The organism is Streptomyces sp. SAI-127, from assembly GCF_029894425.1.
In the GTDB taxonomy this organism is placed as follows: Bacteria; Actinomycetota; Actinomycetes; order Streptomycetales; family Streptomycetaceae; genus Streptomyces.
Map to the genome: position 1 here is coordinate 7,618,435 of NZ_JARXYJ010000001.1, position 22,168 is coordinate 7,640,602.

Genomic DNA, 22,168 nt, shown 5'->3' on the forward strand with positions numbered 1-22,168 from the left:
CGGCCGGCTCACACGGTCGTGCGGCGCAGCTGCCTCACCAACTCCCGTACGACGACGGCGCCGTTCAGGGTCAGGACCGACTCGGGGTGGAACTGCACGCCCGCGAAGCCGGGGCCGCGCAGGGCGTGCACCTCCCCGTTGTCGGCCCGGCTGATCTCGACCTCGTGCGCGGCCAGTCCGGTCGCCGTCTCGTCGTCGCAGTGCGCCACGAAGCTGTTGTAGAAGCCGACGGTCTCGGGCCGCCCGAACAGATCGACCGTCGTCTGCGCACCCTGGTACGGCACTTCCTTCCGTACGATCTCCAGGCCCAGTTCGGCCGCGATCAGCTCGTGTCCGAGGCAGACGCCGAGGACGCCGTGCCGGTGCTGCCTGATCACCTCGGTGGTCAGGCCCCGCAGGAACCGCATCTTCGGGTCGCCCAGGTCGCAGGGGTCACCGGGACCGGGGCCCAGCACGACCGGTCCCTCGTGCGCGAGCACCGCCTCCCGGAGCCCTTCCTCGTCGTACCGGCGGACGGTGACGTCCAGCCCGCTCGACCGCAGGACGTGCGCGAGCATCGCTGTGAAGGTGTCCTCGCCGTCGACGACCAGGGCGTGTCCGCTGAGTTCGTCGAGGGGTTCCTGCATCCGCAGCCAGAACGGCGCCAGCGAGGTGCGCCGCCCGTCGAGCGCGGCACGCACGCGTGGATCGTCGGCGAGACTCACGCGCGCGTGCTCCGCACGGGGCCGGGACGGTCGTACGCCGAGAGCCGCCAGTACCCCCGCCGCCTTGGCGTGGGTCTCCGCGACCTCGCTCACCGGGTCCGAGCCGCGCACGAGGGTCGCGCCGACGGGGACCCTGAGCCGGCCGTCCCCGGAGATGTCCGCGGTGCGGATCAGGATGGGGGAGTCCAGGGTCTGCGCCCCACCGGAGTCCCGGCCGAGCAGGGCCAGCGCGCCGGCGTAGTACCCGCGCCCGCCGACCTCGTGCCGCTCGATGACCCGGCAGGCGTTCTGCACGGGCGAGCCGGTGACGGTGGCCGCGAACATGGTCTCCCTCAGGACCTCCCGCACGTCCAGCGAGGACTTCCCGCGCAGCTCGTACTCGGTGTGCGCGAGGTGGGACATCTCCTTCAGCCGGGGCCCGATGACGACCCCTCCCATGTCACCGACCGTGCACATCATCTTGAGCTCCTCGTCGACGACCATCGACAGCTCCTCGATCTCCTTGCCGTCGGCGAGGAAGTCGAGCAGATGCTCGGGGGTCGGGCCCTCGGCGGGATAGCGGTACGTCCCGCTGATCGGGTTCATGACGACGGTCCCGCCGGACATCCGGACGTGCACCTCCGGGCTCGCGCCGACCAGGGTCCGCTCGCCGGTGTGCACGACGAAGGTCCAGTACGCGCCCCGCTCGCCCTCCAGGAGCCGCCGGAACAGGGCGAGCGCGTCCGCCCGGGAGAACCCCGGGATTTCGCCCTCGTAGGTCCGCCGGATCACGAAGTTGGCGCCCTCGCCGCGTCCGATCTCCTCGTGCAGCACCCGTCCGACGATCTCGGCGTACTCCTCGTCGGCCACGTCGAAGCCGCCGTTCTCGACACGGACGTCGTGGGCGGGAAGCTGTGCGAGGGCCTCCGTGAGGGAGAGGGCGTGGGTCTGCTCGGGCGTCAGCACCGCGAGCGGCGTCCCGTCGTCCCGCACGTCGAAGCCGCGCTCGCGGATCTGGCGGAAGGGGACGAGCGCCAGGCCCTCGTCGGGGACGTCGGCGAGACGGTCGTAGGTGCTGACCGGGCCGACGAGCAGTTCGACGGTGTTCTCGTCGTGGCCCGGGGTGCGGCGGCGGAGCAGGGCGAAAGGGCGGTCGTCGTGCAGGAGCTGGTTCAGGTCCATGGTTCCTCGTCCGTCTTCTGTCAATGGCGGTGAGGAACGACCCCGGAAACACCGAAGGCCGCCCCTCGGGCGGCCTTCGCGAAGTCTTGCGTACGCGCTTGTCAGTGGGCCGCCGGATGAGCGGTCCACCACCAGTTCTGGGTCGAGTGCGCGTGCATGGCGCGGATCTTACACCTCTTTCCTTCACAGGAATGTCTCAGACTCAGCCTTGACGTGCTCATGATCCTATCGTGACGCTTGGGGCTTTACGGGTGGAGGGGGACTCATGAAGCGCTTTCGGTCATCCTGCGTCGCCGCGGTCGTCATGGCACTTGGCCTGTCGGGCCTGCAGCCGGTGATCGCCCAGGCCGCACCGGGGGAGACCGCCTCGGTCGCCGACGCGGAGAGATCCGTGACCACGATCGACCGCACCGAGTTACGGGCGGGCGCCCGGCTCGACACCAGACCCGTCGACCCCCAGGGCCGGCCCCTCGCGGCCGCCGAGGCGGCGAAGGTCGACTGGCCCGAGGCCGGCGAGGACACGGTCAGTGTCGGCACCAAGCCGGCCCGCGCCGCCGGTACGGCCGTGTCGGTCACCGCGCCCCGCAGCCGCAGCGCCGCTCCCGACACCGTCGACGTCACCGCGTACGGCAACGGCAAGGCCCGCCAACTCGGCGGTCACGCCACGGCGTTCACCCTCGAAGCCGCACAGCCCGCCGACCGGGTCGGCGTCCGGGTCGACACCTCCGGCTTCCGCCAGGCCTTCGGCGCCGACTTCGAGACCCGGCTGCGCCTCATCGCCAAGCCCGCCTGCGCGCTGACCACACCGCGCGCCGCGACGTGCGAGCAGAGCGCGCCGGTCAACAGCCGCATCGACCTCACCACGCACACGCTCTCCGCCGAGGTGGCCGCCGACCCGGACACGGTGTTCGTGGTCGCCGCCGCGCCGAGCGGCGAGACCGGCTCGGCCACCGCCACCACCCTGGCCTCCTCCAGCAAATGGCAGGTCGGCCTCAACTCCGGTGACTTCTCCTGGTCGTTGCCGCTCCCGCAGGTCCCGGCGATCGCGGGCGACGCCCCCGACATCAGCCTCGGCTACTCCTCGCAGGCCGTCGACGGCATGGTCGCCGCCGAGAACAACCAGCCGTCCTGGGTCGGCCAGGGCTGGGACCTCGCCCTGCCCTACATCGAGCGCCGCTACAACGGCTGCGCCGACGACGGCGGTGACACCGGCGACCTGTGCTGGGCGGGAGACGAGTACCGCATCTCCCTCCAGGGCACCTCGTCCTCACTGGTCAAGGACAGGGCCGCGGGCGGCGACAGCTGGCGCGCACAGGAGGACCCGGGCTGGCGGATCCAGCGGAAGACCGGCGCGGACAACGGTGACGACAACGGCGAGTACTGGGTGGTGACCACCCCGCAGGGCACCCAGTACACCTTCGGCCGCGGCAAGCAGGCCACCACCGGCACCGCCACCGACTCCGTCTACACCGTCCCCGTCTTCGGCGACGACGAGGGCGAGCCCTGCCACGCCGGCGGCGTCGAGGACTCGTACTGCACGCAGGCCTGGCGCTGGAACCTCGACGGGGTCGTGGACGCGCACGGCAACTCCAACACCTACTTCTACGAGCGGGAGACCAACCGCTACGCCCGCAACGGCGACCCCGACAAGTCGACCTCGTACGTCCGCGGCGGGCATCTGAAGGACATCGTCTACTCGCAGCGCTCCGGCGCCGAGGACCATCAGGCTCCGGCTCGGCTGCACTTCACGACCGGCCTGCGCTGCGTCGAGGCCGCCGACGGCAGCGGGGACTGCCCGGCCTTCGACGCCGACCACGCGACCTCCTACCCGGACGCCCCGCTCGACTCCCTGTGCGCGAGCGGCGACTGCACCGGCGAGGACCAGAAGTCGCCGACGTTCTTCACGAACGCGCTTCTGCGCTCCGTCACCGCCCAGCGGTCGAACGCCGACGGCGGTTGGACGGACGTCGACCGGCTCGACTTCACCTACGACTACCCCGAACCCTCCGACGGCACCAGTGCCATGCTGTGGCTGACCAAGGTCCAGCAGACCGGCCTCGCCGGGGACGGTGAACTCAAGCTGCCCGCCGTCGAGTTCACCGGCAAGGAGTACGCCAACCGCGCCGACGCGGCTCCGGAGGAGGGCGCGCCGGAGATGCGCAAGCTGCGCATCAGCGAGTTCGTCGACGAGCTGGGCCGCCGGGTCGACGTGACCTACGGTCAGCCGAACCCGTGCCCGGTCGACGACCTGCCCGAGGGCCGCTTCGACTCCAACACCCAGGACTGCTTCCCCGGCTGGCGCACCAACGGCGAGTCCTCCGGCTTCGGCATCTGGCACAAGTACCTCACCACCAAGGTCACCGTCCGTGACAACGGCGGCGGATCACCCCCGCAGACCACCGAGTACCGCTACCGCTCCACCCCCGCCTGGCACCACGACGACGACCCCGTCACCAAGGCGGAGCGCCGCTCCTGGAGCGACTGGCGCGGCTACGGCAGCGTCGACGTCGCCAAGATGACCGACCCGGACTACCGGGGCGAGGACACCTCCCGGGCCGTCCAGATCACCCGCACCCTGCACTTCCGCGGCATGGACGGCGACATCAGGGCCGACGGCTCCCACAAGTCCGTAGACGTCACCGACTCGCAGGGCACCTCCCTGAAGGACCTGCCGTATCTGCGGGGCAAGGAGCGGGAGAGCCGGCAGTTCCAGGTGACCGCCTCCGGCGCGATCGACCACGAGCTCGGCGGCACCCTGCACGGCTACACCTCCGCGCACACCACCCCGGCGAAGGAGGGCGAGACCGACCCGGACAAGGACGCCCACCAGGTCGTCGAGAACGAGTCGATCACTCGCGAGACGGTCACCGCCGACGCAGGCGCGCGCAGCACTCGTACGACCTCTCTCAAGACGACGTACGACACCTACGGCCAGGTCACCGAGGTCCTCGACACGGCCGGCGAGGACGTGCGCTGCACGAAGACGACGTACGACCGCTCGGCCGCCACCGTCGACAACTGGATGCTCGCCTTCCCGTACCGCGTGCGCGCCTACTCCGGCACCTGCGCGGACCCGAAGGCGCTGATCAACGGCAAGGACCAGTACTACGACGGCTCCGGCGACCTCGGCGGTACGGTCACCAGGGGCGACATCACGCGCTCGGTCGCGGCGGAGACGGCGAGCGGCCCCGACGCGGTCTCCCGCACGGTCACCACGTCGGCGACCTTCGACGCGTACGGCCGCACGGTCACCGAGACCGACGGGCGCGGCAACACCGACCGCACCGCCTACACACCGGCCACCGGCCGCCCGGCCACGGTCACCGAGACCAACGCCCTCGGCCAGACCGAGGTCACCACCCTCGACCCCGACCGCCAGCTGCCGGTCGCGGTCGAGGACGCCAACGGCAACACCAAGCGGAACGCCTACGACCAGCTCGGCCGGATCGTCTCCGTCCACGAGGCCGACCAGGCCGACGCCGACCCGCCCGCGCAGAAGTACGCCTACTTCCTCGACCCGGAGCACCGGCGGCCTCCGCTGGTGACCACCCGCCAACTCCAGTCCGGCGAGACCTACTTGACCAACTTCAAGTACCTGGACTCGCTCGGCCGTGACCGGCAGAGCCAGGAGGCCTCGCCCGCCTCGACCGACGACGACAAGAAGACCGTCGTCATCGACACCCGCTACGACGACATCGGCAACATCGCCGCCGAGTCGCTGCCCGTGGTCGCCGCCGGTGCATCGGGCGGTGCCCTGCTGTCCGTCCCCGCCGATCAGGTCGACGAGACCCGGCGCGCCTACGACTCCATGAGCCGCGTCATCCGCTCCGCCCGCTACGGCGACGGCAAGGAGCTGTGGGCGACCAGCATCGTCTACTACGGCGACCACGTCCGCTCCACCCCGCCGCCCGGCGGCACCGTGACCACCGTGTGGACCGACGCCCGCAGCCGCCAGGTCCGCCAGCGGGAGGGCACCGACGCCCAGCAGGCGACCGTGTACACCTACACCCCGGCCGACCAGGTCGCCTCGGTGACGGACCCCGCCGGGCATGTGTCCACCAGCACCTACGACCTGCTCGGCCGCCGCGTCACGGGGGACGACCCGGACGCCGGCAAGTCCCGCACGGCGTACGACGCCAACGGAAACGCCACGGCGGTCTGGGACGCCAAGGCGCTCGCGGCGGGCGGCGACACCCCGTCGCTGACCACCGAGTACGACGAGCTGGACCGCCCGGTGACCCGCTCCGACGCCGCCGAGAAGACGGCGAGCTGGACCTACGACTCCACCTCCGTCGCCAACGGTGTCGGCCGGCCGGCGTCGATGACCACCCACCGCGACGGCAAGGACTACACGATCTCCGTCGACGGCTACGACAAGCGGGGCCGCGCCACCGGCCGTACCTGGACCTTCCCGGCCGGACTCGGCGGCGCCCTGCACCAGTCGTTGTACAGAGTGAACTACGGCTACGACGCCGCCGACCACACGGTGAGCATCGAGTACGAGGACGCCGTGATCGGCGCCCCACGCGAGAAGATCACCACGAGCTACGACGCCCAGGGCAACCCGGACACCCTCACCGGCGTCCAGAAGGACCCGCTGACCGGCAAGGACGTCACCGTCCCGTACGTCTCCGCCACCGGCTTCGCCGCTGACGGCAAGCTGGCCTCGCGCGACTACGCCAACCCGCACCACGACCTGCGGCGCGTGTACGCGTACGAGAGCGACAGCCAGCGCCTGTCCCGCGTACAGACCCTGACGACCGGACTCACCGGCGACTGGGAGGCCAGGCAGGACGACACCTATGCCTGGGACCAGGCCGGCAACCTCGACTCGATCACCGACAGGACCGGCCACAAGGACGTCGCCAGCTGCTTCACCTACGACGGCCTCGCCCGTCTCCAGCACGCCTGGACGACGTACGAGACCGACTGCTCCGACAGCGACTCCGAGCTCGTCCACGACGGCCCGGCCGGCTTCAACCAGTCCTGGACCTACACCGCCGACGGCAACATCGCCTCCCGGCGGAGCCTGCTGGACACCGACACCTACACCTACGGCGACAGCGAGCACCCGCACGCCGTCACCAAGCAGGGCGCGAGCACGTACGGGTACGACGAGAACGGCGCCCTGAAGAAGAAGACCGACGGGCTCGTCCCGACGACGTACGAGTGGAACGCCAACCAGGAGCTGACCAGGGTCACCAAGGCCCTGCTGGAGAAGACCGACTTCGTCTACGCCCCCGACGGCACCCGCATGGCGCGGATCACCCCCGGCGGCGTGGCCACCCTCTACATCGAGGGCCAGGAGATCACCGTCGCCCTCGGCATCTCCAAGGGCACCCGCTTCTACACCGAGGACGGCATCACCGTCGCCGTCCGGCAGCCGACCGGGGTACTGGTCTGGCAGCTGAACGACATCCAGGGCTCGGCGCAGGTCGCGGTCGTGGCGGGCACCTCGCTCGCGACCCGGACGTACTACAACCCGTACGGGGACATCCGGCACGGCTCCGCCCCACCACCGACGGACCACGGTTTCCTCGGCAAGGTCCAGGACCCGACCACCGGTCTCAACGCCCTGGGCGCCCGCTACTACGACGCCTCGCTCGGCCGTTTCATCTCCACCGACCCGGCCGTGGACAGCTCCTCCACCCAGTCCCTCAACCCGTACGCCTACGGCAGCAACAACCCGATCGTCTACATCGACCCGACCGGCCTGTGGTCGCTGTCCGGGGCGTGGAACTCCGTCAAGGAGGGCGCCTCCGCCGCCTGGGACTGGGCCAAGGAGAACAAGGGCCTGATCGCGGACGTCGCCGTCGGCATCGGCGTCGGCATCGCGGTCGGCGCGCTCTGCTCCACCGGCGTGGGCTGCCTCGTCGTCGCCGGGGTCGCCGCCGGTGCGGCGGGTGCCGCCGCCGGATACGGGGTCGACGTCGCCGAGGGCAAGACCGACTTCTCGCTCGGCGGACTCGCCACCCGGGTCGGCATCGGTGCGGCCGCGGGCGTCCTCGGCGGGGCCATCGGCAAGGGCGTCGCGGCCGTCGCTCCGAAGGTCGTCGGTGCCGTCGCCAAGACCGCCGTAGGAAAGGCCGTCGCCTCCAGCAGCTCCAAGGCCGCCTCCGCCATCACCGGCAAGGTCGCCACCGCCGGGCGGGCCGTCGCCAACTCCCGGGCCGGCGCCAAGCTCGCGGAGGTCGGCAAGGCGGCCGCCGACAAGATCAAGGCAGTCGCCGGGCGGGGCGCGCCCAAGGGCGAGACCGTCGACATCCCGCTCACCAAGGCCACCACCCAGGCCGAGATCGACGCCATCCACGAGTACGCCAAGCTCACCAACCAGTGGCTGGCAAAGAACGGGCCCAAGGTCATCCAGAGCACGGCCGGCCAGCTCCGCACCGACGCCAACGCGCTGGCCCGCGCCGAGCGACTGCGAGCGGCCCGCGCCGGAACCCCCTACACCGGCCAGGCCGGACATGTCCCCGACACGGCGATCTCCGGCACCGCCACTCCACCCGCCGGCTGGCTCGACATGCCCGGCAAGTCCAACAGCATCGCGGGTGGTGTACTGGGCTCCCGGGTCGGAGTACTGCTCCGAGGATTCACGGTCAACGGAGGACCGCCACTGTGATGCCGAACGCCGCGGAACTCCCGCCGCTCGCCGACCACGTCGGGCCCCGGCCCGGGCCGTCGGCGGCGGCGGGAACGCCCGCCGAGCACTTTCCGGAAGCCCACCTCGAACTCCTGGATCAACTCAACGGGTTCACCGTCCACCACGGCGCGTTCCGGCTCCTGGGCATAGGCCATCCGGTGGCCGCGCTCGATGTCGTCGCCTGGAACGCGCCCGACACCTGGCGCTTCGCCTGGGACGACCGGATCGACGAATTCGTGATCTTCGGCGAGACCGCCTTCGGTGACTCCTACGCCTACCGCCGCCTCCCCGGCGGCGGCCTCGCCCCCGAGGTCCACTTCCTCGAGGGCGTCCTGCTCCGCCCCGAGGTGATCGCCCCGAGTTTCGAGGCGTTCCTCGCGGACGAGCTGCTGCGCAACGCCAAGGAGCCCTACGACCACCTCGTCGTCGACGCGGTCCGCCGGCACGGCCCGATCGCGCCGGACCAGCACTGGGCGTACGTCCCCTCCGTCGCTCTGGGCGGCGAGGAGGACGTGGAGAACGTCACCGTGCTGCCGGCGGCGGTCGCCATGACCTTCGCCGGCGACATCGCCACCGCGATGCAGGGCGCCACCCGCGACGCCACGGGCGTGCAGCCGTATACGGACGAACGGGGGCGTCCCCGGCTCCGGGTGCTCTTCGACCGCTGACCTGTACGGGGGCCGCCGGGGGCGCCCCCGTACGAGCGGAATGCGTCTCACTTGATGAGCAGATGAATGGACCCCGGACACGACCACGTAATGTTTACGAGGTGACCGTGAACGCTAAGACCAGCTCCAGCGCTGGCAACACCTGGCGAGACCTGCCCGCGGCGCAGCAGCCCGAGTACCCCGACACCGAGGCTCTGCGCGCAGTGATCGCGGACCTCGAGTCGTATCCGCCGCTCGTCTTCGCGGGCGAGTGCGACCAGCTGCGCGCCCGGATGGCGGCCGTCGCCAAGGGAGAGGCGTTCCTCCTCCAGGGCGGCGACTGCGCCGAGGCCTTCGACGCCGTGTCCGCGGACCACATCCGCAACAAGCTCAAGACCCCTGCTCCAGATGGGCGCCGTGCTGACGTACGCCGCCTCGGTGCCGGTCGTGAAGGTCGGCCGGATCGCCGGCCAGTACTCCAAGCCGCGCTCCAAGGGCACCGAGACCCGCGACGGCGTGACGCTTCCGACGTACCGGGGCGACTCGGTCAACGGCTTCGAGTTCAACGAGAAGGCCCGCATCCCGGACCCCGAGCGCCTGAAGCGGATGTACAACGCCTCCGCCTCCACGCTCAACCTGGTGCGCGCCTTCACCACCGGCGGCTACGCGGACCTGCGCCAGGTGCACGCCTGGAACCAGGACTTCGTGAAGTCGTCCCCGTCCGGCCAGCGCTACGAGCAGCTGGCGCGCGAGATCGACCAGGCGCTGAACTTCATGCGGGCCTGCGGGACCGACCCGGAGGAGTTCAAGACCGTCGAGTTCTACTCCTCGCACGAGGCGCTGCTGCTCGACTACGAGTCGGCGCTCACCCGCGTGGACTCGCGCTCGGGCCACCTGTACGACGTCTCGGCGCACATGGTGTGGATCGGTGAGCGCACCCGGCAGCTGGACCACGCGCACATCGAGTTCGCCGCGCAGATCCGCAACCCGATCGGCATCAAGCTCGGCCCGACGACCACGGCCGAGGAGGCGCTGCAGTACATCGAGCGCCTCGACCCCGACCGCGAGCCCGGGCGGCTGACCTTCATCGTCCGCATGGGCGCCGACAAGGTCCGCGACAAGCTGCCCGAGCTGGTCGAGAAGGTCACCGCCTCCGGCGCGACCGTCGCCTGGATCACCGACCCGATGCACGGCAACACCTACGAGGCGGCCTCCGGCCACAAGACCCGCCGCTTCGACGACGTGCTCGACGAGGTCAAGGGCTTCTTCGAGGTCCACAAGGGCCTGGGCACCCACCCGGGCGGCATCCACGTCGAGCTCACCGGCGACGACGTCACCGAGTGCGTGGGCGGCGGCGACGAGATCTTCGTCGACGACCTCCACCAGCGCTACGAGACGGCCTGCGACCCGCGCCTCAACCGCAGCCAGTCGCTCGACCTGGCGTTCCTCGTCGCGGAGATGTACAGGGACCAGTGACGGGAGCACCTGTTACAGGAACGTGAATGGGGCGCGGATCACATACGATCCGCGCCCCGCTCCACTTTTGCGGTTCCCGAGCGCCGGGTAAGGTTAGGTTAGCCTTATCGATCTCGGCGGGAGGTGAATCCGCGTGTACGTCTGCAACTGCTTCGGTGTGACCGAGGCGCAGGTCAAGCAGCACGCGGACAACGGCGCCTGTACGCCCCGCCAGATCGCCTCCGCCTGCAAGGCCGGGACGGACTGCGGATCCTGTGTACGTCGGATCCAGGCGATCCTCGGCCGAGGCGCCTGCCCCAGCCGTGAGCCGGCCGACGCGGGCAAGCAGGTCCTGACCGGACTCGATGAACTCGACGAGGCCGCCTAGCTCTCCGGCTGCTCGATCAGCTGCGCGATGTAGAGCGCCTCGCCGAGCTTCTCCAGAAGCTCCAGCTGGGTGTCGAGATAGTCGATGTGGTGCTCCTCGTCCTCGAGGATCGACTCGAAGATGTTCGCCGACGTGATGTCGCCCTTGGCGCGCATCACCTCGATACCGCGCTTGAGGCGGTCGATGGCCTCGACCTCGACCTGCCGGTCGGCCTCGAACATCTCCTTGACGGTCTGGCCCACGCGCACGTGGAACAGCCGCTGGTAGTTCGGCAGCCCCTCCAGGAAGAGAATGCGGTCGGTCAGCACCTCGGCGTGCTTCATCTCGTCGAACGACTCGTGCCGCGTGTACTTCGCGAGCTTCGTCCAGCCGAAGTTCTCCTGCATCTTCGCGTGCAGGAAGTACTGGTTGATCGCGGTGAGCTCGCCCGTGAGCTGCTCGTTGAGGAATTCGATGACCTCGGGGTCGCCCTGCATCGCAGAGGCTCCTTCCAACCGTGGGGAACTGGCAGGTTGCGCCGCATCCTCGCACCGGTGAAGAAGATCGTCCAGTAAGTCTTCACTTAGTAAGTAAGGGCATGCTTAGTCCAATATGAGGTGAATTGGGCGAGGGCTGGTCAGGTGCATCCCCTCGGGTCTGTCAGGATGGAAGACATGGGTCAGCCGGTGGAGCGCGAGAGCGGAGAAGCGGCGCACTCCGAGCTTCCGCCGGGGCAGCGACTGCAGCGCGGCTGGCCCGTCACGCACTACGGCCCGGTTCCCAGATTCCGGCCCGAGCGCTGGGAGTTCCGGGTCTTCGGCGCCACCGGGGACGGCGAGAAGCACTGCTGGAACCACGAGGAGTTCACGGCGCTGCCGTACACCAGCGTCGTGGGCGACCTGCACTGCGTGACGAAGTTCAGCATGCTCGGTGCCGAGTGGGGCGGCATTCCCGCCCGCACGATCCTGGAGATCGCCCCGCCCGCCCCGGCGGTCACCCACGTGATGGTCTGGGCCGAGTACGGCTTCAGCTCCAACCTCCGCCTCGAGGATTTCGCCTCCGAGCACGCGATCTTCGCCACCCACAAGGACGGGGAACTGCTGACCGCGGAGCACGGCTTTCCGCTCCGGCTGGTCGTGCCCCATCTGTACGCCTGGAAGGGGCCCAAATGGGTCCGTGGCGTCGAGTACATGACCGCCGACCGCCGGGGCTTCTGGGAGGAGCGCGGCTATCACAACGTCGGCGATCCCTGGAAGGAACAGCGGTACTCGTACCAGGAGCAGCCGGGGGACGGCCCCGAGCTGTGACGGTCAGTGCGCGTGGTGCTGGTGGACCACGGCATGACCCTTGCCGCGCCCGATCATCCACTTGTTGACCGGCACCGTCGCGACGAACGCGACGGCCAGCGAGATCGCCAGTGACGCCCAGAACAGCAGGTCGGCGAGTGCCGCGTCCATGGCGTCCGGCCACAGGACGATCACACCGTTGTCGATGAGCTCCATCACGGCGATGGAGAGGGTGTCGGCGGCCAGTGCCACCTGGACCGCGGCCCGGAAGTCCAGGCCGCCCTTCAGGGCCCCGCGCAGGGTGAGCGAGTAGCCGAAGACGAACGCGAGGACGATCGCCAGGACGGTCGTGGGCAGATTGCCCCAACCGAGCGCGGTGCCGATGACCATGCCGAGCACCTCGCCGATGGCGCAGCCGGTGAGGCAGTGAAGGGTGGCCTGGACGGCCGTGGCCCATCCGCTTGTCCGGTGCTGCATGAGTTCCCCCAATGTCGGGTGACGGTTCCTCCGCCGAGCAGGAACCGTATACCCCCTAGGGGTATTCCTCAATGCGTTACCCGTCCCGGAGTTTCTTCAGCCGCTCCACGTCCGCCGCGTGCCCCTCCTTGCCGCCGGGCGTTTCGATGATCAGTGGTACGCCCGCGGTGGACGGGTGGGTCATCAGGGCGCGGAACGGGTCCTCGCCGATGTGGCCGGAGCCGATGTTCTCGTGGCGGTCCTTGTGGGCGCCGACCACGTCTTTGGAGTCGTTGGCGTGGATCAGCTTCAGGCGGCCCTCGCCGACGGTCTCCACCAGGAGGTCGAGCGTCTGGTGCATGCCGCTCGGACCGGTGAGATCGTGGCCGGCCGCGAAGATGTGGCAGGTGTCCAGGCAGACGCCCAGCTTCGGGTGGGCGTCCAGGGCCTCGAAGTACGGGCCGAAGTCCCAGGTGCGTGAGCAGAGGGAGGCGCCCTGGCCGGCCGTCGACTCCAGGAGCAGGTACGGGTCGTCGTCGTGGGTGAGCTCGTCGAGGAGCGGCAGCAGGTGCTCGCGCACCTGCTTCAGGGCCACGGAACGGTCGCGGCCGCCCGTGGCGCTGCCGGTGTGCACGACGACGCCCAGCGCGCCGATCTCGCGTCCACGCCTGAGGGAGTGCCGGAGCGAATCGACCGACTTCTCCACGGTCGCCTCGGTGTGCGAGCCGAAGTTGATCAGGTACGGGGCGTGGACGTACGCCGGTATCGACTCTTCCGCGCAGGCCTCGCGGAACGCCTCGTCCTGGCGGGGGTTTCCGGCGGGGGTGGCCCAGCCGCGCGGGTTGGCGACGAAGACCTGCACGGTCTCGGCGTCGAGGTCACGGGCGTACGACAGGCCCACGGAGTTCAGGCCGCCGGCCACGGGGACGTGGCCGCCGACGGGGTTGCGCTGAGTTGTCACCGGTCAAGGGTGCCATTGCCTGCGGCGCTTGGGTCGGTGGGGTGGGCGCGGCTTCTTGTCGTTGGGCGGTCGCGGGTCGGGGGTGCGGCTGTGTGCCGTCGGCGGCTGCGGGCCGGTGGGGGCTGGGCGCGCAGTTCCCCGCGCCCCTGGGCGGGCGCGGAGCGCACGTCAGCGAATGGTGATCTTGATCGTCGAACCCTTGGGGGCTGTGTCCCCAGCCTTCACGGACTGCTTCTTCACCGTGTCGCCGAACAGGCCGAGCAGGCCGCGGTCCTCGTCGACCTGGAAGCCCGCGGCCTCCAGTTCGGTCTTGGCGTCGTCGACGCTGTCGCCGGTGACGTCCGGGACCTCGATCATCTCGGGGCCCTTGGAGATCGTCAGGGTGACGGTGTCACCGTCGGCCGCCTGGCTGTCGCCGACCGGCGTCTGCTTGGCGACCTGACCCGCGTCGTACTCGGAGTTGACCCGGGTGGTGGCGATCTTCACCTTCAGACCGGCCTCCGTCAGGTCGGCCCTGGCGTCGGCCAGGTCCTCGCCGGTGACGTCCGGGACGTCGACCGGGGCGCCCTTGCTGACGGTGAGCGCGATCGCCGAGCCGGCGCGCAGCGTGGTGCCGTCCTCGGGATCCGTGCTGATCACGAAACCCTTCGGTACGTCGTCGCTGAACTCCCGGGTGACCATGCCCGGTTGCAGCCCTTCCGCCTTCAGCCGGGTCCGGGCATTGCTCAGCGCGTCCCCCTGCACATCGGGCACCTTCACGGTCTGCGGGCCCTTGGAGACGGTGATCGACACGGAGTCGTTGTTCCGTATGCGTTCGCCCACCCCCGGGTCCGTGCTGATGACAGTGCCGCGCTTCACGGTGTCGCTGTAGGCGTACGTGACCTTGCCGGTCTCCAGACCGGCCTCGTCCAGCCGGTCCCGGGCCTGTGCCTCGGTCTTCGTCAGGAGGGCCGGGACCTGGGTGAACTGGCCGGAGTTGATGTACCAGACGCCCGCCCCGAGCCCGAGGGCCAGCAGGATCGCGGCGACGATCAGGAGCGGGCCGCGCCGGGGGCCGCCGGAAGAGCGGCCGCGCCGGGACGGCGGGGGCGGGGGGCTCTCCAGGCGGCTGGTGCGGTGGTACACCGGCTCGTCCTCGTTGACCGGCAGGAGGCGCGGCACCGTCAGGGTGCGCGGGATCACGCTCGTGCGGTTCTCGGCGCCCGCGTACTCCGCGGAGAGCGCCTGCGGCGGTACCGCGTCCAGCTGGTCGGCGCTCAGCCTGCCGTGTGCCTCGCGGGTCTGCGCGAGCAGCGCCACGGCGTCGTACGGACGCAGGTCAGGGGTGCGGGCGGTGGCCGACGCGACCAGTTCGTCCAGTTCGTACGGCAGCCCCGGGACCACGGCCGAGGGCGGTGGGACGTCCTCGTGGAGGTGCTTGTAGAGGACGACGGCCGGGGAGTCGCCGTCGTGCGGGCGGTCGCCGGTCAGCATCTCGTACAGGACCACACCGCACGCGTACACGTCGACGCGGGCGTCCGCGGTGCCCGGCTGCTCGATCTGCTCGGGCGAGAGATAGGACACGGTGCCGAGTACGGCTCCGGTGGTGCTGGTCACGGTGTCGACCGACCGCACGAGTCCGAAGTCGGCGACCTTGACCCGGCCGTCGTCCCCTATCAGGACGTTCTCCGGCTTCATGTCCCGGTGCACGAAACCCGCGCGGTGCGCTGCGCCGAGCGCGGCGAGCACGGGCTCCAGGATGTCCAGGGCGGCGCGCGGCTGCAGGGCCCCGCGCTCGCGCAGCACGTCCCGCAGGGTGCACCCGGCGACGTACTCCATGGCGAGATAGACGTACGACCCGTCGGTGCCCTGGTCGAAGACCTGCACGACGTTGGGGTGGGCGAGCCGGGCGACGGACTTGGCCTCCCGGATGAACCGCTCGACGAAGACGCCGTCCGCCGCGAGCGCGGGGTGCATCACCTTGAGCGCGAGCACGCGGTCCAGACGGGTGTCCAGGGCCCGGTAGACCGTGGCCATCCCGCCGACCGCGATCCGCGCGTCCACGCGATAGCGGCCGTCGAGCACCTGCCCGACCAGCGGGTCCTGAAGGGTCGTATCCACGCAGGTGAGTCTACGAGCCGTCGCTGACAGCCCGTCCAGTTCGGCCGATATCGAGGCGGGACTGCAGCGTAGCTGTGACGCAGATCGCACGGAGTTGCCGGTCGGGGGCAGGTGTGCCGCTGGGTCACCTCACTGGCCCCGGCGCCCACGTCAGGTCACTGGAAAGCGGGCCGCTCCGGGTCCAGTGCCGCCCTGCCCTCCACCGGAGACGACGCCTCGGCGAAGTGCCGTCGAGGGATCCGTCCCGCCCGGGACGCCAGCCGCCCCGCCTCCACCGCGTGCCGCATCGCATGCGCCATCAGCTCGGGCTCCTGCGCCCGCGTCACCGCTGAGGCGAGCATCACACCCGCGCACCCGAGCTCCATCGCCAGGGCCGCGTCCGACGCCGTGCCCGCCCCCGCGTCCAGGATCACCGGCACACGCGCGTGCTCGACGATCAGCTGGAAGTTGTGCGGGTTGCGGATGCCGAGGCCCGAGCCGATCGGTGAGCCCAGCGGCATGATCGCCGCGCAGCCCGCGTCCTCCAGTTTCCGGGCGAGCACCGGGTCGTCGTTCGTGTACGGCAGCACCGTGAAACCGTCGTCCACCAGGGTCTCCGCCGCGTCCAGCAGCTCTATGGGGTCCGGCAGAAGGGTGCGCTCGTCGGCGATGACCTCCAGCTTGACCAGGTCTGTGCCGAGCGCCTCGCGCGCGAGGCGGGCCGTCAGGACGGCCTCTCCGGCGGTGAAACAGCCCGCCGTGTTCGGGAGCACCCGGATGCCGAGCCGCTCCAGTACGGACAGCACCGAGCCGTGCACCGAGGGGTTCACGCGCCGCATCGCGACCGTCGTCAGCTCGGTGCCGGAGGCGACCAGTGCTCGCTCGAGCACGTCCAGGCTGGGCGCTCCGCCCGTGCCCATGATCAGCCGGGACGAGAAGGACGTACCGCCGATGACAAAGGGATCGTCGGCCATGGGTCAGCCTCCTTGGACGGCGGTGAGGACTTCCACGCGGTCTCCCTCGGAGAGGGACGTGGAGGGCCACTGCGCGCGCGGGACGACGGTTTCGTTGAGCGCGGCGGCCACCCCGGAGGGCGCCTGCGTCAGCGCCCGCACGACGGTGTCGAGAGCCGTGCCGGAAGCGAACTCCCGCGGCTCTCCGTTGACGGAGATGTTCATGCCGGCTGCTCCAGGAGTTCCGCGGCGCCGAATCGCCTCGGGGTGAACGGGCGTGCCACGTCGGGGAGTTCGCCCGTCGTCAGGACGTGCGCCATGGCGTCCCCGGTGATCGGCGTGAGCAGTACGCCATTGCGATAGTGGCCGGTCGCGAGCACCAGCCCGGTCAGTTCCGTGGGCCCGAGCAGCGGGGCGTTGTCCGGGGAGCCCGGGCGCAGCCCCGCGCGGGTCTCCGTCAGCGGCAGCTCGGTGATGCCGGGGACGAGTTCGTGGGCGTCCCGCAGCAGCTCGTACACCCCGCCCGCGGTCACCGTCGTGTCCCAGCCCAGCTCCTCGCTGGTCGCGCCGATCACCAGCTCGCCGTTCTCCCGCGGCACCAGGTAGACCTGGCTGCCGCGCACCACGGCCCGCACAGTGCGGCTCAGGAAGGGCGCGCTGCGCGCAGGCACGGTCAGCCGCAGCACCTGGCCCTTCACGGGCCGTACCGGGGGCAGGACGTCCGCGGGGACCCCTTCGAGGCGGCCGCTGAGGCTTCCGGCGGCGAGCACCACCTGGCCCGCGCCCAGCTCGTCGCCGTCGGTCGTGGTGAGCCCTGCGGCCCGGTCCCCTGCGACACGGAGGCCCTTGGCCCACGCGCGGTGGAAGACGACACCCGCCTGCTCGCACGCGGCCAGCAACGCGCGCGTGAGCCGCCGTGGATCGATCTGGTGGTCGCCGTCCACCCGCAGTCCGCCCCGCACCCCCGGTGCGAGCATCGGCTCCAGGCGTCGGCACTCCCGGCCGGACAGCCACTCCGACTCCAGCCCCGACTGCCGCTGGAGCGCGTGCAGTTCGCGCAGGTGGGCGCGGTCGTCGGCGTCAAGGGCCACCGCGAGCGTGCCGCAGCGGCGGTAGCCGAGGTCGAGACCGGTCAGGTCGGTGAGCTCGGCCGCGAAGTCGGGATAGCGCTGGGCCGAGGCGAGGTTCAGCCCCAGCAGGGTCTGCTCGCCGTAGTGCAGTTCGGTGACAGCGGCCAGCATCCCGGCGGCCACCTGGGCGGCCCCGCCGCCCGGTTCGGGGTCCACGACGGTCGTGGTGAGTCCGCGCTGCGCGGCCCGCCAGGCCGTGACCAGGCCGATGATGCCGCCCCCGACGACGAGGACGTCTGACGTACGTGAGGACATGGGCGTCCAGCCCCTCCCTTCGCCGGCATGACCCGGATCAGGTTCGTACGGTCGGAGGCCGCCCAGCCTCCCTCTCAGCCCGGTGCGTCCGGGCTCCCGCGAGTGCTCTACGTTGGCCACCCTAGCCCGTGCCCGTGCGCCTCTGTAAGGGAGCCTTCCGCCATGCCCCGCTCGCTCGACGGTCTCCTCCTCGCCCCGGTGGCCGATCAGGCCCCGGGTCAGGTGGGTACTCGGACCCGGTTCACCTACCACGAGAAGGACGGGGAGATCTGGGCCGAGTACGCGGGCGGTGACGTCGTGCGCGGACATCTCGTCGGCACGCGCGCGGGGGATCGTCTCGACTTCCGGTACGTGCAGCTCAAGCAGGACGGAACGACATCCTCCGGGCACTGCGTCTCGACGGTCGTGGAGCTTCCCGACGGTCGGCTGCGGTTGGAGGAGACGTGGGAGTGGGAGTCGCAGCCGGGCAGCGGGACGAGCGTTGTGGAACAGGTCACTGAGCACGACTCCTGACTGACTGATTGTCAGGTGACTAGGGTGATCAAATGAGCGAGCAGACGCAGGCGCAGCGGCGGGTGGTCGTGGTCGGCGCGGGCATGGCCGGCGTACAGACCGCGGTCGCTCTGCGCGAACAGGGATTCAAGGGCACGGTCACGGTGATCGGCGCGGAGCCCCACCAGCCGTACGACCGTCCGCCGCTGTCCAAGGCCGTGCTGCTCGGCAAGGCCGAGGGCTCGGCCTTCGACGTGGACTTCGAGGCCCTCGGCATCGAACTGCTGCTCGGCCGCGAGGCGCTGGGCGTGCGCCCGGAAGCGCACGAACTGGACACCGAGGCCGGGCCTGTCCCGTACGACGCCCTGGTCCTCGCCACCGGTGCCGAACCGATCCGGCTGCCCGGCACGGAGGGTGTACCGGGCGTGCATCTGCTGCGCACCCTGGACGACGCCGAGCGGCTGCGCCCCGTGCTCGCCCGACAGCACGACATCGTGGTCGTCGGCGCGGGCTGGATCGGCGCCGAGTTCGCCACCGCCGCGCGTGAGTCGGGCTGCGCGGTGACGGTCGTGGAAGCCGCCGACCGGCCGCTCGCGGGCGCGCTGCCCGCCGAGGTGGCCGCGCCGATGACCTCCTGGTACGCCGACGCGGGTGCCGTGTTGCGCACCCACGCGCGCGTGGAGCGTGTCGAGCCCGGCGCGGTCGTCCTGGACGACGGCTCCCGGGTGGCCGCCGACGCGGTCGTGGTGGGTGTCGGCGCACGGCCCGCCACGGCCTGGCTCGCCGGTTCGGGCATCGAACTCGGCGCTCACCGCGAGGTCGTCGCCGACGACCGGCTGCGCACTTCCGTACCGGACGTCTACGCGGTCGGTGACTGCGCCTCCTTCCCCTCGGGCAGGTACGGCGAGCGCCTGCTGGTCCACCACTGGGACAACGCCCTCCAAGGCCCCCGCACGGTGGCCGCCGACATCCTGGGCGAGACCCGCCCGGTCTACGACCCCGTTCCGTACTTCTGGTCCGAGCAGTTCGGCCGCTTCGTCCAGTACGCCGGCCACCACGCGTCCGCTGACACGACGCTGTGGCGCGGCGAGCCGTCGGGCCCCGCCTGGACGGTGTGCTGGCTGCGCGAGAGGCGCCTGGTGGCCCTCCTGGCGGTGGGCCGGCCCCGCGACCTGGCCCAGGGCCGCCGCCTGATCGAGGCGGGCGCGGAGATGGACCCGGAGCTGCTCGCGGACCCGGCGAGGCCGCTGAAGGCGGCGACGGCATAGGCGACCACCGGGTGGGCCGCTGCGAGAACTGCGTTCCCCCGCCGGGGCGCCCCGGCTTCCGACTGTCAGTGCGGGATGGCACGCTTAATCCCGTGACCGAGATTGACGCAAAGATCGATGCTCTCGTCCCCGCCTGGCTCACCCTCCCCGACATCGCAGAAGTGCTCGATGTCGAGGTGACGCGTGTGCGGCAGCTGGTCAAGGACGGCCAGCTCATCGCCGTACGCCGTGGTGAGAACCGCGCGCTGCACGTTCCCGCCGCCTTCATCGACGGGGTCGAGCAGAAGGTCGTCAAGGGCCTGGCCGGGACCCTGACGCTCCTGAGGGACGACGGCTTCACCGACGAAGAGATGCTGGAGTGGCTCTTCACGCCCGACGAGAGCCTGCCCGGCACCCCCGCGCAGGCCCTGAGCGAGAATCGCGGCACGGAGGTGAAGCGCCGGGCCCAGGCGCTCGCCGTCTGATCCGAACCACACCGGCGTACGGGCCGTGACTGCCGAGGCCACGGCCACGGTCCGGCACGGCCCGTACGCCACCGAACCCGGGGGAGACTCACGCATGCCCGACACCACCCGTGACCGGCTCGCCGACGCCCGCGTCTACCTCTGCACGGACGCCCGCAAGCACCAGGGCGACCTCGCCGAGTTCCTGGACGCGGTCCTGGCCGGGGGCGTCGACATCGTGCAGCTGCGGGACAAGGGCATGGAAGCGGCCGAGGAACTGGAGCATCTCCAGGTCTTCGCCGACGCCTGCGCGCGGCACGGCAGGCTTCTCGCGGTCAACGACCGGGCCGACGTCGCCCACGCGGCGGGCGCCGGTGTGCTGCACCTCGGCCAGGGCGACCTGCCCGTCCCCGCCGCCCGCGCGATCCTCGGCGACGACATCCTCATAGGTCGCTCCACGCACGCCGAGGCGGAGGCCGCCGCTGCCGCGGTCCAGGACGGCGTGGACTACTTCTGCACCGGCCCCTGCTGGCCGACCCCCACCAAGCCAGGCCGGCACGCCCCCGGCCTCGACCTGGTCCGGTACACCGCCGCCCTCGGCACCGACCGCCCCTGGTTCGCCATCGGCGGCATCGACCTCGGCAACCTCGACGAGGTCCTGGAGGCCGGTGCCCGCCGGGTCGTGGTCGTCCGGGCGATCACCGAGGCGGACGACCCGGGCGCGGCCGCCGCGGAGTTCGCGAAGCGGCTGCGTGACACGGAGTGAGGGGCCGGTATTCGCCGGTCGCATGATCGGCCCGGTGTCCGAGGGGTGGACAACAAGTCGACAAAGCGGGCAAATTTCCCTGATCCGGTTGGGCGACCGCTGCCCCCTGGCTAACCTGCCGGTATGGCCCTAGGAACCGCATCCACCAGGACTGACCGCGCACGCACGGTGCGTGACATGCTCGCCGCGGGCAAGACGACGTACTCCTTCGAGTTCTCGGCGCCGAAGACCCCCAAGGGTGAGCGGAACCTGTGGAGCGCGCTCAGGAGGGTCGAGGCGGTCGCCCCGGACTTCGTCTCCGTGACCTACGGCGCCGGCGGCTCCACCCGCGCGGGCACCGTCAAGGAGACCCAGCAGATCGTCGCGGACACCACCCTGACCCCGGTCGCCCACCTGACCGCGGTCGACCACTCCGTCGCGGAACTGCGCAACATCATCGGCCAGTACGCCGACGCCGGGATCCGCAACATCCTGGCCGTGCGCGGCGACCCGCCCGGCGACCCGATGGCCGAGTGGGTGGCGCATCCGCAGGGCCTGACCTACGCCGCCGAACTCGTCCGGCTCATCAAGGAGTCGGGCGACTTCTGCGTCGGCGTCGCGGCCTTCCCGGAGATGCACCCGCGCTCCGCGGACTGGGACTCCGACGTCACGCGCTTCGTCGACAAGTGCCGCGCCGGCGCCGACTACGCCATCACCCAGATGTTCTTCCAGCCGGAGTCCTATCTGCGGCTGCGTGACCGAGTCCACGCCGCGGGTTGCGAGACCCCCGTCATTCCTGAGGTCATGCCCGTGACCAGCGTGCGGATGCTGGAACGGCTCCCGCAGCTCAGCAACGCGATCATCCCCTCCGTCCTGAAAGAGCGGATCCTCACAGCAAAGGACGATCCGACCGCTGTACGCTCGATCGGAATCGAGTTCGCCACGGAGTTCTGCGCCCGGCTGCTGTCCGAGGGAGTGCCCGGACTGCACTTCATCACGCTCAACAACTCCACGGCGACGCTGGAAATCTACGAAAACCTGGGTCTGCACCATCCACCGCAGGCCTAGACCGGCCGTACGGATATACGACACACTGCGTAGCGGTCACTGGGAGAGGGGCGTA

The 22,168-nt window shown here is 70.8% G+C and carries 17 protein-coding genes, 1 pseudogene and 1 riboswitch; of the genes and pseudogenes, 10 read left to right on the forward strand and 8 right to left on the reverse strand.

Annotated features, from left to right (window positions below; all coding sequences use genetic code 11):
* Positions 1-8 precede the first annotated feature (8 nt).
* Entirely contained in the window at positions 9-1,865 is a 1,857-nt protein-coding gene (locus M2157_RS35025) for an anthranilate synthase family protein (RefSeq protein ID WP_280867226.1), read from the reverse strand.
* A gap of 265 nt (positions 1,866-2,130) precedes the next feature.
* On the opposite strand from M2157_RS35025, the gene M2157_RS35030 reads away from it, so the two are divergent.
* The 4 genes and pseudogenes from M2157_RS35030 (at position 2,131) to M2157_RS35045 (ending at position 10,998) form a co-directional block, all read left to right on the forward strand.
* Entirely contained in the window at positions 2,131-8,487 is a 6,357-nt protein-coding gene (locus M2157_RS35030; protein ID WP_280867227.1) for an RHS repeat-associated core domain-containing protein, read from the forward strand.
* On the forward strand, positions 8,487-9,176 hold the full coding sequence (locus M2157_RS35035) for a T6SS immunity protein Tdi1 domain-containing protein (protein WP_280867228.1): 690 nt from the start codon (positions 8,487-8,489) through the stop codon (positions 9,174-9,176). Before M2157_RS35030 ends, M2157_RS35035 begins: the two co-directional genes overlap by 1 nt.
* Before the next feature lie 101 nt (positions 9,177-9,277).
* A pseudogene (locus tag M2157_RS35040) lies at positions 9,278-10,631 on the forward strand (3-deoxy-7-phosphoheptulonate synthase class II).
* A gap of 133 nt (positions 10,632-10,764) precedes the next feature.
* Positions 10,765-10,998: a (2Fe-2S)-binding protein gene (locus M2157_RS35045; protein WP_280857045.1), complete on the forward strand. Its 234-nt coding sequence runs from the start codon at positions 10,765-10,767 to the stop codon at positions 10,996-10,998.
* Here the strand turns inward: M2157_RS35045 and bfr are convergent.
* Positions 10,995-11,474 (reverse strand): bacterioferritin, encoded by a 480-nt coding sequence (bfr, locus tag M2157_RS35050; protein ID WP_280857044.1) that lies wholly within the window; start codon positions 11,472-11,474, stop codon positions 10,995-10,997. The two genes, M2157_RS35045 and bfr, sit on opposite strands and share 4 nt — an antisense overlap.
* Positions 11,475-11,651: 177 nt before the next feature.
* On the opposite strand from bfr, the gene M2157_RS35055 reads away from it, so the two are divergent.
* Positions 11,652-12,284 (forward strand): sulfite oxidase-like oxidoreductase, encoded by a 633-nt coding sequence (locus M2157_RS35055; RefSeq protein WP_280857043.1) that lies wholly within the window; start codon positions 11,652-11,654, stop codon positions 12,282-12,284.
* A gap of 3 nt (positions 12,285-12,287) precedes the next feature.
* Here M2157_RS35055 and M2157_RS35060 read toward each other — a convergent pair whose 3' ends face one another.
* From M2157_RS35060 to thiO, 6 genes are all read right to left on the reverse strand, one after another.
* Positions 12,288-12,740 (reverse strand): DUF4396 domain-containing protein, encoded by a 453-nt coding sequence (locus M2157_RS35060; protein ID WP_280857042.1) that lies wholly within the window; start codon positions 12,738-12,740, stop codon positions 12,288-12,290.
* A 76-nt stretch (positions 12,741-12,816) separates the two neighbouring features.
* On the reverse strand, positions 12,817-13,680 hold the full coding sequence (locus tag M2157_RS35065; protein WP_280867229.1) for a deoxyribonuclease IV: 864 nt from the start codon (positions 13,678-13,680) through the stop codon (positions 12,817-12,819).
* Positions 13,681-13,848: 168 nt separating this feature from the next.
* Positions 13,849-15,780 carry a Stk1 family PASTA domain-containing Ser/Thr kinase gene (gene pknB / locus M2157_RS35070; RefSeq protein WP_280857040.1) on the reverse strand — a complete coding sequence of 644 codons (1,932 nt, stop codon included), beginning with the start codon at positions 15,778-15,780 and terminating at the stop codon, positions 13,849-13,851.
* A gap of 155 nt (positions 15,781-15,935) precedes the next feature.
* Positions 15,936-16,733, reverse strand: coding sequence for a thiazole synthase (locus tag M2157_RS35075; RefSeq protein ID WP_280867230.1), 798 nt, complete (start codon positions 16,731-16,733; stop codon positions 15,936-15,938).
* 3 nt (positions 16,734-16,736) lie between these two features.
* Positions 16,737-16,937, reverse strand: coding sequence for a sulfur carrier protein ThiS (thiS, locus tag M2157_RS35080; protein ID WP_280867231.1), 201 nt, complete (start codon positions 16,935-16,937; stop codon positions 16,737-16,739).
* Positions 16,934-18,097 carry a glycine oxidase ThiO gene (gene thiO, locus M2157_RS35085; RefSeq protein WP_280867232.1) on the reverse strand — a complete coding sequence of 388 codons (1,164 nt, stop codon included), beginning with the start codon at positions 18,095-18,097 and terminating at the stop codon, positions 16,934-16,936. The genes thiS and thiO overlap by 4 nt, the downstream gene beginning before the upstream one ends.
* Positions 18,095-18,207: riboswitch (TPP riboswitch) on the reverse strand. Its footprint overlaps the gene before it by 3 nt.
* Before the next feature lie 52 nt (positions 18,208-18,259).
* Between thiO and M2157_RS35090 the strand changes: the two genes are divergently transcribed.
* From M2157_RS35090 to metF, 5 genes are all read left to right on the forward strand, one after another.
* Positions 18,260-18,610 carry a hypothetical protein gene (locus M2157_RS35090; RefSeq protein WP_280857036.1) on the forward strand — a complete coding sequence of 117 codons (351 nt, stop codon included), beginning with the start codon at positions 18,260-18,262 and terminating at the stop codon, positions 18,608-18,610.
* Positions 18,611-18,642: 32 nt separating this feature from the next.
* The gene (locus M2157_RS35095) at positions 18,643-19,857 is read left to right on the forward strand and encodes an FAD-dependent oxidoreductase (RefSeq protein ID WP_280867233.1); all 1,215 of its coding nucleotides are present in this window, start codon (positions 18,643-18,645) and stop codon (positions 19,855-19,857) included.
* 92 nt (positions 19,858-19,949) lie between these two features.
* A complete protein-coding gene (locus M2157_RS35100) occupies positions 19,950-20,321 on the forward strand; it encodes an Rv2175c family DNA-binding protein (RefSeq protein ID WP_280867234.1) in 372 nt (123 codons plus the stop codon).
* Between the two features lie 94 nt (positions 20,322-20,415).
* Positions 20,416-21,066, forward strand: coding sequence for a thiamine phosphate synthase (thiE, locus tag M2157_RS35105; protein WP_280867235.1), 651 nt, complete (start codon positions 20,416-20,418; stop codon positions 21,064-21,066).
* A 123-nt stretch (positions 21,067-21,189) separates the two neighbouring features.
* Positions 21,190-22,113: a methylenetetrahydrofolate reductase [NAD(P)H] gene (gene metF, locus M2157_RS35110; RefSeq protein WP_266525618.1), complete on the forward strand. Its 924-nt coding sequence runs from the start codon at positions 21,190-21,192 to the stop codon at positions 22,111-22,113.
* The last annotated feature ends 55 nt before the right edge of the window (positions 22,114-22,168 follow it).